General features: G+C 73.4%; 15 protein-coding genes. 13 read left to right on the top strand and 2 right to left on the bottom strand.

Annotated elements, in window-relative coordinates; genetic code table 11:
• The first annotated feature begins 141 nt into the window (after positions 1-141).
• The 13 genes from ACGFZL_RS11900 (at position 142) to ACGFZL_RS11960 (ending at position 11,582) form a co-directional block, all read left to right on the top strand.
• On the top strand, positions 142-1,455 hold the full coding sequence (locus ACGFZL_RS11900; protein ID WP_393690725.1) for a hypothetical protein: 1,314 nt from the start codon (positions 142-144) through the stop codon (positions 1,453-1,455).
• Positions 1,456-1,512: 57 nt separating this feature from the next.
• The gene (locus ACGFZL_RS11905) at positions 1,513-2,085 is read left to right on the top strand and encodes a GNAT family N-acetyltransferase (RefSeq protein WP_393690727.1); all 573 of its coding nucleotides are present in this window, start codon (positions 1,513-1,515) and stop codon (positions 2,083-2,085) included.
• 105 nt (positions 2,086-2,190) lie between these two features.
• On the top strand, positions 2,191-2,274 hold the full coding sequence (locus tag ACGFZL_RS11910) for a putative leader peptide (protein WP_310887545.1): 84 nt from the start codon (positions 2,191-2,193) through the stop codon (positions 2,272-2,274).
• Between the two features lie 127 nt (positions 2,275-2,401).
• Positions 2,402-4,099 (top strand): nitrite/sulfite reductase, encoded by a 1,698-nt coding sequence (locus tag ACGFZL_RS11915; RefSeq protein ID WP_355170887.1) that lies wholly within the window; start codon positions 2,402-2,404, stop codon positions 4,097-4,099.
• Positions 4,096-4,278 (top strand): hypothetical protein, encoded by a 183-nt coding sequence (locus ACGFZL_RS11920; protein ID WP_355170885.1) that lies wholly within the window; start codon positions 4,096-4,098, stop codon positions 4,276-4,278. Before ACGFZL_RS11915 ends, ACGFZL_RS11920 begins: the two co-directional genes overlap by 4 nt.
• Positions 4,275-4,985, top strand: coding sequence for a phosphoadenylyl-sulfate reductase (locus ACGFZL_RS11925; RefSeq protein ID WP_393690730.1), 711 nt, complete (start codon positions 4,275-4,277; stop codon positions 4,983-4,985). The genes ACGFZL_RS11920 and ACGFZL_RS11925 overlap by 4 nt, the downstream gene beginning before the upstream one ends.
• Positions 4,986-5,011: 26 nt before the next feature.
• Positions 5,012-5,548 (top strand): adenylyl-sulfate kinase, encoded by a 537-nt coding sequence (gene cysC / locus ACGFZL_RS11930; RefSeq protein WP_393690732.1) that lies wholly within the window; start codon positions 5,012-5,014, stop codon positions 5,546-5,548.
• Positions 5,545-6,483 carry a sulfate adenylyltransferase subunit CysD gene (gene cysD, locus ACGFZL_RS11935; protein WP_393690734.1) on the top strand — a complete coding sequence of 313 codons (939 nt, stop codon included), beginning with the start codon at positions 5,545-5,547 and terminating at the stop codon, positions 6,481-6,483. Before cysC ends, cysD begins: the two co-directional genes overlap by 4 nt.
• A 2-nt stretch (positions 6,484-6,485) precedes the next feature.
• The gene (locus ACGFZL_RS11940; protein WP_355170877.1) at positions 6,486-7,832 is read left to right on the top strand and encodes a GTP-binding protein; all 1,347 of its coding nucleotides are present in this window, start codon (positions 6,486-6,488) and stop codon (positions 7,830-7,832) included.
• A 161-nt stretch (positions 7,833-7,993) separates the two neighbouring features.
• Complete coding sequence (locus tag ACGFZL_RS11945; protein WP_393690737.1) at positions 7,994-9,100, top strand: aliphatic sulfonate ABC transporter substrate-binding protein; 1,107 nt, start codon at positions 7,994-7,996, stop codon at positions 9,098-9,100.
• 49 nt (positions 9,101-9,149) lie between these two features.
• On the top strand, positions 9,150-9,938 hold the full coding sequence (locus tag ACGFZL_RS11950) for an ABC transporter ATP-binding protein (RefSeq protein WP_393690739.1): 789 nt from the start codon (positions 9,150-9,152) through the stop codon (positions 9,936-9,938).
• Entirely contained in the window at positions 9,925-10,827 is a 903-nt protein-coding gene (locus ACGFZL_RS11955) for an ABC transporter permease (protein WP_355170871.1), read from the top strand. Before ACGFZL_RS11950 ends, ACGFZL_RS11955 begins: the two co-directional genes overlap by 14 nt.
• An 8-nt stretch (positions 10,828-10,835) precedes the next feature.
• Complete coding sequence (locus ACGFZL_RS11960; RefSeq protein WP_393690742.1) at positions 10,836-11,582, top strand: sirohydrochlorin chelatase; 747 nt, start codon at positions 10,836-10,838, stop codon at positions 11,580-11,582.
• A gap of 12 nt (positions 11,583-11,594) precedes the next feature.
• On the opposite strand, the gene ACGFZL_RS11965 is transcribed toward ACGFZL_RS11960, so the two are convergent.
• Together ACGFZL_RS11965 and ACGFZL_RS11970 are read right to left on the bottom strand one after the other, a co-directional pair.
• Positions 11,595-12,218 carry a DsbA family protein gene (locus tag ACGFZL_RS11965; RefSeq protein WP_393690744.1) on the bottom strand — a complete coding sequence of 208 codons (624 nt, stop codon included), beginning with the start codon at positions 12,216-12,218 and terminating at the stop codon, positions 11,595-11,597.
• 67 nt (positions 12,219-12,285) lie between these two features.
• The gene (locus tag ACGFZL_RS11970) at positions 12,286-12,846 is read right to left on the bottom strand and encodes a DUF1697 domain-containing protein (RefSeq protein WP_393690746.1); all 561 of its coding nucleotides are present in this window, start codon (positions 12,844-12,846) and stop codon (positions 12,286-12,288) included.
• Between the last annotated feature and the right edge of the window lie 219 nt (positions 12,847-13,065).

Genomic DNA, 13,065 nt, shown 5'->3' on the forward strand with positions numbered 1-13,065 from the left:
CGACTTGCGGCGTCCCCGTCCGCCGGACCCCCCGGCTGCCGTAGCATCCTCCATGGACCGCCCCACTGCTCCCAGGTCGCCGTGGCGCACGCCAACGCGGCGACGTCTGGGCACAGTTGACCCGGGGTCCGTGGAGGCCACATGAAGCAGCGCGGCAGACACCGCCGGCGCAGGCGGGGCAGGGCGCTGCGCGCGGCCCTGGCCGGGGCGGCGTTCGCCCTGACCGCCGCCGCCACGATGATCAGCGCCTCGCAGGCCACGGTGACCGGCGACAGCGGCGCCCTGGAGCCCCTCGACCTCAGCGCGCCGGCCCGGGCCGGCGCGCTGCGGCTGACCGAGCAGCGGGTGCCGGAGCCCTGGCTGGAGCGGCTCTCCACCGCGATGGACGGCCCGGTCGCCGCCGACGCCGTCCTCGGCACCGCCGAGCGCACCCTGCGCGACGAGGCCGCGTGCTCGGCCCGCGAGCGCGACGCGCTGCCGGTCGTCCCGGCGGCCACCCGCGCCTACTGCTGGGACGAGGACGACGTGCGCGGCTGGCTGCCCGGCGCGGTGACCACCTCGGCGGACGCCTCCGCCGACGGCCGCTGGGGCACCCACCGGGTCGTCGCCGCCGCCTGGAGCCGCGCCGACGGCACCCCCGGGGGCGGCCTCGCCCGGGTCGCCCTCGTGGACACCGACGTACCCGCGCGCCCCCGCTACACCTCGGTGCTGCTGGCCGTCCCCGCCGACGGCGGACGCGACTACACCGGCCTCGCCTCGCCGGTGACCGGCCTCGCCTGGTACCGCGACAAGCTCCTGGTCACCACCGGCGCCGGGGACCGCAACGCGCTCTACGTGTACGACCTGGACGGCATCCAGCGCGCCACCAGCGGCGCCCGCACGGTGGGCCGGGTGCCCGGCGGCTGGGCGGCGTACGGCTACCGGTACGTGCTGCCCGCCGTCGCCTCCTACGGGCTCCCGGACACCGCGGGGGCGGCCCGCCCGGCCGCGCTCTCCGTGGACCGGGGCACCGAGCCGGACAGCCTGGTGGCGGCCGAGCGCGTGCCCGCCCACGCCGACCACCCCGCCCGCCTGTGGCGCTACGCCCTCGACGAGGGCTCGGACCGCGGCGGGCTGCCCGTCACCGACCCCGCCGGGCGCGTCTCGGCGTGGGAGGCGTACCGCACCCGCGCCACCGAGGTGCGGGGCGTGCTCTCGTACCGTCCGGCGGGCGCGGAGCGCGCCCGCTGGTACCTGGCCCGCGCCTCCGGCGGCCCGGACGGGCGCGGGACGCTGGCCCGCCGGGACACCGAGGGGGCCGGGGCCGCCGAGTGCGGCGCCGACCGCTCGCACCGGTGCTGGAGCGGGCCGGCCGGCTCGCTGGCGTACGCGGCGCAGACCGGCGAGGTCTGGTCCCAGGCGGACGGCACCCTGTTCGCACTGCCGCTGGCGGCGGTGCGGGACGCGCTGGACTGACGGGCCCGGGCGGGCCCGGATCGACAGGGGCGGCACCCTGATGGTTCGCTGACCGCCATGACCACCATCGCCGTGACCACCTGGTCCCTGGAGCAGACCTCGCCCGCCGACCTGCTCCCGGCCGCCGCCCCGGAGGGCGACGTCCGCGTCGTGCGCTCCGAGACACCCTCCCCCGAGTTCAGCCGCTTCCTGTACGCCTCGGTCGGCGGCGACATCCGGTGGACCGACCGGCTCGGCTGGTCGTACGACCGCTGGCGCGCGCACCTGGAGCGGCCCGGCGTGGAGACCTGGGTGGCCTACGAGCGGGGCACGCCCGCGGGGTACGTGGAACTGGCGGCCGGGGACGACGGGGTCGTGGAGATCGAGTACTTCGGCCTGCTCCCGGCCTTCCGGGGCCGGCGCATCGGCGGCCATCTGCTGGCCCGCGGCACCGCCCGCGCCTGGGACCTGGCGGAGCGCTGGCCGGGGCTCGCCCCAACCAAGCGGGTGTGGCTGCACACGTGCAGCAAGGACGGCGAGCACGCGCGGGACAACTACGCGCGGCGCGGGTTCCGGCTGTTCGACACGAAGGTGGCGGAGGAGCCGGAGGTGGCCACCCCGGGTCCCTGGCCGGGGGCGTTCCCGGCCTGAGCCGCGCTGTGACCCACGGCACTCCGGTCTTGTAGAGCGAGACACGAGTGTCCGCATCCTGGACAATGCTGGACTGTGTCCAGAACGCCGTGCCAGGCTTCCGTCATGCCTGGAACTGGAATTGCCTTGGTGAGTCGGCGGCACGTCGACCTCGGCCGCATGTCCAGCGCCATCTGTCCGGCCCGCTGAGAGCGCACCTCCAGCACCACCGGACCCCCGCATTCGCCCTCCCGCCGCGCGCTGCCGCGCACGCTCGTCGTGCCCCCGCACGCGCAGGTCGGAGCCGCCCCCGTCTGTCCCGAAGGACGTGTCAACCATGGCCGCCACGCCACCGAAGCCTGCCGCCGCGACTCCCCGCCGCAAGGTGAGCCGTCACCGCGGCGAGGGCCAGTGGGCCGTGGGTCACTTCACCCCGCTCAACGCCAACGAACAGACCAAGAAGGACGACGACGGTCTCAACGTCCGGACACGTATTGAGACGATCTACGCCAAGCGCGGCTTCGACTCCATCGACCCGGGCGACCTGCGGGGCCGGATGCGCTGGTGGGGGCTCTACACCCAGCGCAAGCAGGGCATCGACGGCGGCAAGACCGCGATCCTGGAGCCGGAGGAGCTGGACGACCGCTACTTCATGCTGCGCGTCCGCATCGACGGCGGCCGGCTGACCACCGAGCAGCTGCGCGTCATCGGCGACATCTCCCAGGAGTTCGCGCGCGGCACCGCCGACATCACCGACCGGCAGAACGTGCAGTACCACTGGATCCGGATCGAGGATGTGCCCGAGATCTGGAACCGCCTCGAGGCGGTGGGGCTCTCCACCACCGAGGCGTGCGGCGACACGCCCCGCGTGATCCTGGGCTCCCCCGTCGCCGGCATCGCCGAGGACGAGATCATCGACGGCTCCCCGGCCGTGGACGAGATCCACCGGCGGATCGTCGGCAACCCGCTCTTCTCGAACCTGCCCCGCAAGTTCAAGTCCGCGATCTCCGGCTCGCCGCTGCTCGACGTGGCCCACGAGATCAACGACATCGCCTTCGTCGGCGTCGACCACCCCGAACACGGCCCGGGCTTCGACCTGTGGGTCGGCGGCGGCCTGTCCACCAACCCGAAGATCGGCGTGCGACTCGGCGCCTGGGTGCCGCTGGAGGAGGTGCCGGACGTCTACGAGGGCGTCATCTCCATCTTCCGCGACTACGGCTACCGGCGGCTGCGCAACCGGGCCCGGCTGAAGTTCCTGGTCGCCGACTGGGGCGCGGAGAAGTTCCGGCAGGTGCTCCAGGACGAGTACCTGAAGCGCCCGCTGCTGGACGGCCCCGCGCCCGAGCAGCCGGTGGAGCGCTGGCGCGACCACGTCGGCGTGCACCGGCAGAAGGACGGCCGCTTCTACGTCGGCTTCGCCCCGCGCGTCGGCCGCGTCGACGGCGCCACCCTCAGCAAGATCGCGGAGGTGGCGGAGGCGCACGGCTCGGGCCGGGTGCGTACCACCGTCGAGCAGAAGATGATCGTCCTCGATGTCGAGGAGGACCAGGTCGAGCCGCTGTCGGCCGCCCTGGAGGCGCTGGACCTGACCGTGAAGCCGTCCCCGTTCCGGCGCGGCACCATGGCCTGCACCGGCATCGAGTTCTGCAAGCTGGCCATCGTGGAGACCAAGGCGCGCGGCGCCTCGCTCATCGACGAACTCGAGCGCCGCATCCCGGACTTCGACGAGCCGATCACCATCAACATCAACGGCTGCCCCAACGCCTGCGCCCGCATCCAGACCGCGGACATCGGCCTCAAGGGCCAGCTGGTCATGAACGAGCGGGGCGAGCAGGTGGAGGGCTTCCAGGTGCACCTGGGCGGCGCGCTCGGCCTGGAGCCCGGCTTCGGACGCAAGGTGCGCGGCCTGAAGGTGACCTCCGAGGAACTGCCCGACTACGTCGAGCGGGTGCTCATCCGCTTCCGCGACGAGCGCGCGGACGGCGAGCGGTTCGCCACCTGGGCGGCCCGGGCCAGCGAGGAGGCCCTGTCGTGAGCGAGCGCGCGGCGCCCTTCTACTGCCCCTACTGCGGCGACGAGGACCTGCGTCCCAGCGAGCAGGGCCACGGCGCCTGGGAATGCGCGGCGTGCAACCGCGCATTCCAGCTGAAGTTCCTCGGGCTGCTCGCCCGGGGGCTCCAGCGAGCCGACGACGGAGGGGACGAGCGGATATGACGGCCGTTCAGCACGAGCGCACCACCGAGGAGTTGCGGGCACTGGCCGAGCAGGCGGGCCGCGACCTGGAGGACGCCGACGCCCTCGACATCCTGAAGTGGGCCGCGGAGACCTTCGGGGACCGCTTCTGCGTGACCTCCTCCATGGAGGACGCGGTCGTGGCCCACCTGGCGTCCCGCGCCCTGCCCGGCGTGGACGTGGTGTTCCTCGACACCGGCTACCACTTCGAGGAGACCATCGGCACCCGCGACGCGGTCGAGGCGGTGATGGATGTCAACGTCATCACCCTCATCCCGCGCCGGACGGTGGCCGAGCAGGACGCCGAGTACGGCCCGCGGCTGTACGAGCGCGACCCCGACCTGTGCTGCGCGCTGCGCAAGGTGCAGCCGCTCCAGGAGGGCCTGACCGGCTACACCGCCTGGGCGACCGGGCTGCGCCGCGACGAGTCGGCGTCCCGGGCGAGCACCCCGGTCGTCGGCTGGGACGAGAAGCGGCAGAAGGTCAAGGTCTCGCCGATCGCCCGCTGGACGCAGGACGACGTGGACGCCTACGTCTCCGAACACGGCGTCCTCACCAACCCGTTGCTGACGGACGGCTACGCGTCGGTCGGCTGCGCCCCCTGCACCCGCCGGGTCCTGGCGGGCGAGGACGCCCGCGCGGGGCGCTGGGCGGGCCGCGCCAAGACCGAGTGCGGACTGCACGGATGACGAACCATCACCTTCAGGAGAACCCCGTGACCACCGGAGCCACCGTCTGGCTCACCGGTCTGCCGAGCGCCGGCAAGACCACCATCGCGCACGAACTGGCGGCGGTGCTGCGCGAGGAGGGCCGCGCCGTCGAGGTGCTCGACGGCGACGAGATCCGCGAGTTCCTCTCCGCCGGCCTCGGCTTCACCCGCGAGGACCGGCACACCAACGTGCAGCGCATCGGCTTCGTCGCCGAACTGCTCGCCCGCAACGGCGTGCTGGCGCTGGTCCCGGTGATCGCGCCGTACGCCGACAGCCGCGACGCCGTCCGCAAGCGCCACGAGGCGCACGGCACGCCGTACGTCGAGGTGCACGTGGCCGCGCCGGTCGAGGTGTGCTCGGTGCGCGACGTGAAGGGCCTGTACGCCAAGCAGGCCGCCGGCGAACTGACCGGCCTCACCGGGGTCGACGACCCCTACGAGGAGCCGGCCGCGCCGGACCTGCGCGTGGAGTCCCAGCACCAGACCGTCCAGGAGTCCGCCGCGGCGGTCCACGCCCTGCTCAGCGAAAGGGGACTGGCATGACCACGACCGCTACAGCGGCGCGCGAGGGCACGGGCAGCCCGTACGCCCTCTCCCACCTCGACGCCCTGGAGTCGGAGGCGGTGCACATCTTCCGCGAGGTGGCGGGCGAGTTCGAGCGGCCGGTGATCCTCTTCTCCGGCGGCAAGGATTCCATCGTCATGCTGCACCTGGCGCTGAAGGCGTTCGCCCCGGCCGCCGTGCCCTTCTCCCTGCTGCACGTGGACACCGGGCACAACTTCCCCGAGGTCCTCCAGTACCGGGACCGCACGGCCGAACGGCACGGGCTGCGCCTGCACGTCGCCTCCGTGCAGGACTACCTCGACCGGGGCGTGCTCAAGGAGCGCGCCGACGGCGTCCGCAACCCGCTGCAGACGCTGCCGCTGACCGAGAAGATCCAGGCCGAGCGGTTCGACGCGGTGTTCGGCGGCGGCCGGCGCGACGAGGAGAAGGCCCGCGCCAAGGAGCGGGTGTTCTCGCTGCGCGACGAGTTCTCCCAGTGGGACCCGCGCCGCCAGCGCCCCGAACTCTGGAACCTCTACAACGGCCGGCACGCCCCCGGCGAGCACGTCCGCGTCTTCCCGCTCTCCAACTGGACCGAGCTGGACGTCTGGCAGTACATCGCCCGCGAGTCCATCGAGCTGCCGCAGATCTACTACGCCCACGAGCGCGAGGTGTTCGCGCGCAGCGGCATGTGGCTGACCGCCGGCGAGTGGGGCGGCCCGAAGGACGGCGAGCGCACCGAGACCCGCCTGGTGCGCTACCGCACCGTCGGCGACATGTCCTGCACCGGCGCGGTCGACTCCGACGCCGACACCATCGAGAAGGTCATCACGGAGATCGCCGCCTCCCGGCTCACCGAGCGCGGCGCCACCCGCGCCGACGACAAGCTCTCCGAGGCCGCGATGGAAGACCGCAAGCGCGAGGGGTACTTCTAGGCATGAGCACCATCCCGACCCCGGTCACGACCGAGGGGCTCTCGGAGACCACGCTGCTGCGGTTCGCCACCGCGGGTTCCGTGGACGACGGCAAGTCCACCCTGGTGGGCCGCCTGCTGCACGACTCCAAGTCGGTCCTGGTGGACCAGTTGGAGGCGGTGGAGCGGGCCTCGGCGAGCCGTGGGCAGGACGCCCCGGACCTCGCGCTGCTCACCGACGGCCTGCGCGCCGAGCGCGAGCAGGGCATTACCATCGACGTGGCCTACCGCTACTTCGCCACCCCGCGCCGCCGCTTCATCCTCGCCGACACCCCGGGCCATGTGCAGTACACCCGGAACATGGTCACCGGCGCCTCCACCGCCGAGCTGACGGTCGTCCTGGTCGACGCGCGCAACGGCGTGGTCGAGCAGACCCGCCGGCACGCGGCCATCGCGGCCCTGCTGCGGGTGCCGCACGTCGTCCTCGCCGTCAACAAGATGGACCTGGTCGGCTACCAGGAGTCGGTGTTCGCGGCGATAGCCGAGGAGTTCACCGCGTACGCCACCGAGCTGGGCGTCCCCGAGGTCACCGCGATCCCGATCTCGGCGCTGGCCGGCGACAACGTGGTGGAGCCCTCGGCGACGATGGACTGGTACGGCGGCCCGACCGTCCTGGAGCACCTGGAGACCGTGCCGGTCAGCCACGACCTGGCGCACTGCCACGCCCGGCTGCCCGTGCAGTACGTGATCCGCCCGCAGACCGCCGACCTGCCCGACTACCGGGGCTACGCCGGCCAGATCGCCGCCGGCAGCTTCCGGATCGGCGACGAGGTCACCGTGCTGCCCTCCGGCCGCACCACCACCGTCAGCGGTATCGACGTGCTCGGCGAGCCGGCCGAGGTGGCCTTCACGCCGCAGTCGGTGACGCTGCTGCTCGCCGACGACATCGACGTCTCGCGCGGCGACCTCATCGTGCCCAGCCAGGACGCCCCGGCGACCTCGCAGGACGTCGAGGCCACCGTCTGCCACGTGGCGGACCAGCCGCTGACCGTCGGGCACCGGGTGCTGATCAAGCACGGCACGCGCACGGTCAAGGCGATCGTCAAGGACATCCCGGCCCGGCTCACCCTGGCCGACCTGTCCCTGCACCCGCACCCCGGGCAGCTCGTCGCCAACGACATCGGCCGGGTCAAGATCCGCACCGCCGAGCCGCTGCCGGCCGACTCCTACGCCGACTCGCGGCGCACCGGCTCCTTCATCCTGATCGACCCGAGCGACGGCACCACGCTCACCGCCGGCATGGTCGGCGAGTCGTTCGCCGCGCCGGAGCCGGTCAAGGACGAGGTGGAGGACGACGGATGGGACTTCTGAGCATGACGCGATGTGCGTGTCGACGCGTATGCCGATGCGCGCGGTGACATCCATGCTGATGCCCGCCCGCCGCCGAAGCCCCGCCGATCCCCCGGCCACGCCCCACCTCCCCTGACCGACGCGAGGGGCGGGCGACCGGGCCACCGAGAGGAACCCCTCCCGTGCCACCCACCATCGCCGCCCCGCGCCGCGCCCTCGCGGTGCTCGCCGCCCTGCCGCTGCTCGCGCTCGCCGCGTGCGGCTACGGGTCGCAGGCGCCGGACGACGGCACCGCGCCGGTCGCCGGGGCGGCGAAGACCGACGGCCTGGACTCGGTGCGGATCGGCTACTTCGGCAACCTGACCCACGCCACCGCGCTGGCCGGCCGGCAGCGGGGCTTCTTCCAGAAGGAGCTGGGCGGCACCGAGGCGAAGTACGCGGTGTTCAGCGCCGGCCCCTCCGAGGTCGAGGCGCTCAACTCCGGCTCGGTGGACATCGGCTGGATCGGCCCCTCCCCGGCGGTCAACGGCTACGCCAAGTCGGGCGGCAGGAACCTCCGCATCGTCGGCGGCTCGGCGTCCGGCGGGGTGAAGCTGGTGGTGAACCCCCAGAAGGTCAAGTCGCTGAAGGACGTGCGCGGCAAACGCATCGCCACCCCGCAGCTCGGCAACACCCAGGACGTGGCCTTCCTCAACTGGGCGGCGCGGCAGGGCTGGAAGGTCGACCCGCAGAGCGGCGAGGGCGATGTGACGGTGGTCCGCAGCGACAACAAGGTCACCCCGGACGCGTACCGGTCGGGGTCGGTGGACGGCGCCTGGGTGCCCGAGCCGACCGCGTCCAAGCTGGTCGCCGAGGGCGGCAAGGTGCTGCTCGACGAGGCGGACCTGTGGCCGGACAAGAAGTTCGTGATCACCAACGTCGTCGTGTCGCAGAAGTTCCTGAAGCAGCACCCCAAGGCCGTGGCGGCCGTGCTGCGGGCCTCGGTCGACACCAACGCCTGGGCGCGGGCCCACCCGGCCGAGGCGAAGGCCGCGGCCAACCGCCAACTGGCCGCCGACACCGGCAAGGCGCTGCCCGAGAGCGTCCTGGACGCGGCCTGGAAGTCGATCCGCCTCACCGACGACCCGCTGGCCGCCACCCTCGGCACCCAGGCCGGCCACGCCGTGCGGGCGGGCCTGCTGGAGAAGCCCGACCTCAGCGGCATCTACGACCTGACCCTGCTCAACAGGATCCTCAAGGCCAAGGGCGACCCCGCGGCCGACGACGCCGGACTGGGCCCCGTCCGGTGAGCCCGGCCCCGACCACTTCGACCCCGACCGTTCACAGGAGGTGACGATCATGGCCACGACCCTCGCCAAGGCCGCCGACGCCACCGGCGCGGCCACCCACGCCGCCCGGATCGAGCACGTCTCGAAGTCGTTCCCGGGCCCCGCCGGGGAGCAGCTCGTCCTCGACGACATCACCCTCGATGTCGCGCCGGGCGAGTTCGTCACCCTCCTCGGCGCCTCGGGCTGCGGCAAGTCCACGCTGCTGAACCTGGTGGCGGGCCTGGACCGGCCCAGCGCCGGCACCATCGCCACGGACGGGCGGCCCGCCCTGATGTTCCAGGAGCACGCCCTGTTCCCGTGGCTGACCGCGGGCAAGAACATCGAACTCGCCCTGAAACTGCGGGGCGTGCCGAAGGCGGAGCGGCGCGGGCGGACCGAGGAGCTGCTCGGACTGGTCCGGCTGAAGGGCGCGTACGGCAAGCGGGTGCACGAGCTGTCCGGCGGCATGCGCCAGCGGGTGGCACTCGCCCGCGCGCTGGCCCAGGAGAGCCGGCTGCTGCTGATGGACGAGCCGTTCGCCGCGCTGGACGCGATCACCCGGGACGTGCTGCACGACGAGCTGACCCGGATCTGGCGGGAGACCGAGGTGTCGGTGCTCTTCGTCACGCACAACGTGCGCGAGGCCGTCCGCCTCGCCGAACGCGTGGTGCTGCTGTCCTCTCGGCCCGGGCGCGTCGCGCGCGAGTGGTCCGTGGGGATCGAGCAGCCGCGCCGCATCGAGGACACCGCCGTCGCGGAGCTGTCCGTCGAGATCACCGAGGAACTGCGTGGGGAGATCCGCCGCCATGGCCAGCACTGACACACCCGCCGACGCCGTCCCGGCGAAGCGGGGCGGCGACCTGGCCGGCCTGGAGGCGGGCCTGGACGCGCTGGAGACGGTGCAGGGGGGCCGCCGGCCCTTCCGGCAGACCCTGACCGAGAAGATCCTGCCGCCGCTGCTGGCCGTCGCGCTGGTGCTCGTGGTGTGGCAGGGGCTGATCTCGTTCGAGATCGTGGACGACCCGACCAAGCTGCCCTCCCCCGGCGCCGTCTGGGACGTGGTGCACAAGTCCTGGCTGGAGGGCAAGCTCCTCGACTACATCTGGACCAGCGTCTCGCGCGGCCTGCTCGGCTTCTTCTTCGCGCTGCTGATCGGAACCCCGCTGGGGCTGATCGTGGCCCGGGTGAAGTTCGTGCGCGCCGCGATCGGCCCGATCCTGTCCGGCCTGCAGTCGCTGCCGTCGGTGGCCTGGGTGCCGCCGGCCGTGATCTGGCTGGGCCTGAACAACTCGATGATGTACGCCGTCATCCTGCTCGGCGCGGTCCCCTCCATCGCCAACGGCCTGGTCAGCGGCGTCGACCAGGTGCCGCCGCTGTTCCTGCGCGCCGGGCGCACGCTGGGCGCGACGGGCCTGAAGGGCACCTGGCACGTCGTGCTGCCGGCCGCGCTGCCGGGGTACGTGGCGGGGATGAAGCAGGGCTGGGCGTTCGCCTGGCGCTCGCTGATGGCCGCGGAGATCATCGCCTCCTTCCCCGACCTGGGCGTGGGCCTCGGGCAGCTCCTGGAGTACGGCCGCGACGCCAGCGACATGGCCATGGTCTTCGAGGCCATCCTGCTCATTCTGATCGTCGGCATCGCCATCGACCTGCTGATCTTCAGCCCGCTGGAGCGGTGGGTGCTGCGCAGTCGTGGTCTGCTGGTGAAGTGAGGCCCGTCATGCACCGACCCGTTCTCCTGGTCATCGCCCACGGCAGCCGCGACCCGCGGCACGCCGCGACCGTGCACGCCCTGGTCCGCCGGGTCAGGGCGCTGCGGCCCGAGGTGCGGGTGGAGACCGGCTTCCTGGACTTCAACGTGCCGTCGGTGCCGGGCGTCCTGGAGTCGCTGGCGACCGAGGGCGTCCGGGACGTCGTCGCGCTGCCGCTGCTGCTGACCCGCGCCTTCCACGCCAAGGCGGACATCCCGGCGGTCCTCGCGGACGCGCCGGCGCGGCTGCGGATCCGGCAGGCGGAGGTCCTCGGCCCGTCCCCGCTGCTGCTGACGGCGCTGGAGCGGCGGCTGTACGAGGCGGGGCTGTCCCCCGCCGACAAGTCCTCGACCGGGGTCGTCCTGGCCTCGGCGGGGTCCTCCGACCCGGAGGCGAGCGCGGTGATCGCAGCAATCGCGCGGGAGTGGCGGCACACCGGCTGGTGCGCCGTGCGGCCCGCGTTCGCCTCCGCCTCCACGCCGCGCACCGAGGACGCGGTGCGCGAGCTGCGTGCCCTTGGCTGCCGGCGGGTGGCCGTCGCCCCGTACGTGCTGGCGCCCGGCCGCCTGCCGGACCGCATCGCGCGGGGCGCGGCCGACGCGGACGTCCTCGCGGACGTGCTGGGCCCGGCGCCCGAGGTGGCCCGGCTGCTCCTCGAGCGCTACGACGCGGCGCGGGTGCCGGAGCTGATGCCGCTGGGCGCGCTCGGGGCTTGAGGTCCGGGCTCCTCAGTCGAAGCACAGGCCGCCGGTGCGGGTGCGCTTGAGCTCGAAGACGTCCGGGTCGCCGGCCAGGACGCGGAAGCTGTCGAAGAGCGCGGCGGCCCGTTCCCCGCGCGGGATCGCCCGCAGCACCGGGCCGAACCACACCGTGCCGTCCACATGGACGGTGGGCGTCCCCACGTAGCCGCCCGAGCCGGCCTCCGCGCCCGCCTCGTGACTGCGGCGCACGGCCTCGTCCCAGGCCGGGTCGTGCGCGGCGGCGGCGAGGTCCGTGGCGAGGCCGAGCTCGGCGAGGGACTCGGCGGCCACCGCGTCGAAGTCCTCGGCCTTCTTCTCGTGGATGCGGGTGCCGAAGGCGGTGTACAGGTCGCGCAGCACCTCCTCCCCGTGCCGCTCCGCCGCGGCGACCGCGACCCGCACCGGGCCGATCGAGCGGTCGACGAGGTCCCGGTACCAGTCGGGCAGTTCGTTGCCGGTGTTGTGCAGGTACAGGATCATCACCCGGAAGCGCAGGTCGACCGGGCGTTCCCGCTCGACCTCCAGGAGCCAGCGGGAGGTGATCCAGGCGAAGGGGCAGGCGGGGTCGAACCAGCAGTCGACGCGGGTGGCGGGGCCGGGTGCGGTGGTCATGATCGGGAGGCTAGCGGGCGGGCGGACCGGCGTCCCGGCCCAATCCGCCCCCTTCCGGCTGGTCCATTCAGGGCGCGGTCAGCGGGTCGGTCAGCTCGGCGAGCTTCACGACGGTGTTCCAGTTGCGGGTGGTGGCGATGAGCCCCTTGGTCAGCCGGGGCTTGCCCAGGGCCTCGGCGAGCTTGGAGCGGCCCAGGCCGTCGGGGGCGTAGAGGTAGAGCGCGCGGTCGCCCAGCCGGAACTCCTCGGGCAGGAAGGCGGGCTGGTCCACCGGGGCGTAGCGCTCGGCGTCGACGGGGGCGGAGAAGTAGGTGACGTGCAGCTGCTTGGCCTCAAGGCGGGCGGCCTCGAACGGGCACGCCTCGACGACGGCGCGGAGGTAGGCGTGGCCCCGCACGAGCACGTCCACGGTGAAGCCGAAGCGCTCCCGGATCGCGTCGGCCAACTCCTCGGCCAGCGCGTCCTCGTCACCGTGCCCGGCGGTGAACACGGCCTGCCCGCTCTGGAGGTAGGTGGCCGTGTCCTGGTGGCCCAGCTCCGCGAGCAGGCCCCGCAGTTCGGCCATGGGCAGCTTCCGGGCCCCGCCCACGTTGATCCCGCGCAGCAGCGCCGCGTATCGAGTCGTCATCCGCACACCATAGGGCGGCCGTCGTGCCCCGTGGGGGCGGGCACGACGGCCGCGTGGGCGACACTCTGGCCGATATCCGGAGCGGGATCAACCACTTCCGCAGGATGGATGTCGGGATAGATGTAAGGGGCCGTGTCCTCCTCAGGGTGCGGGTGCGCGCCTCCGCGGGGATGAGCCGCCCGGCCGCCGGTTCACCGGACAGCACGACGAGACACCCCC

It is taken from the genome of Streptomyces sp. NPDC048182 (assembly GCF_043202555.1).
Classification (GTDB): Bacteria; Actinomycetota; Actinomycetes; order Streptomycetales; family Streptomycetaceae; genus Streptomyces.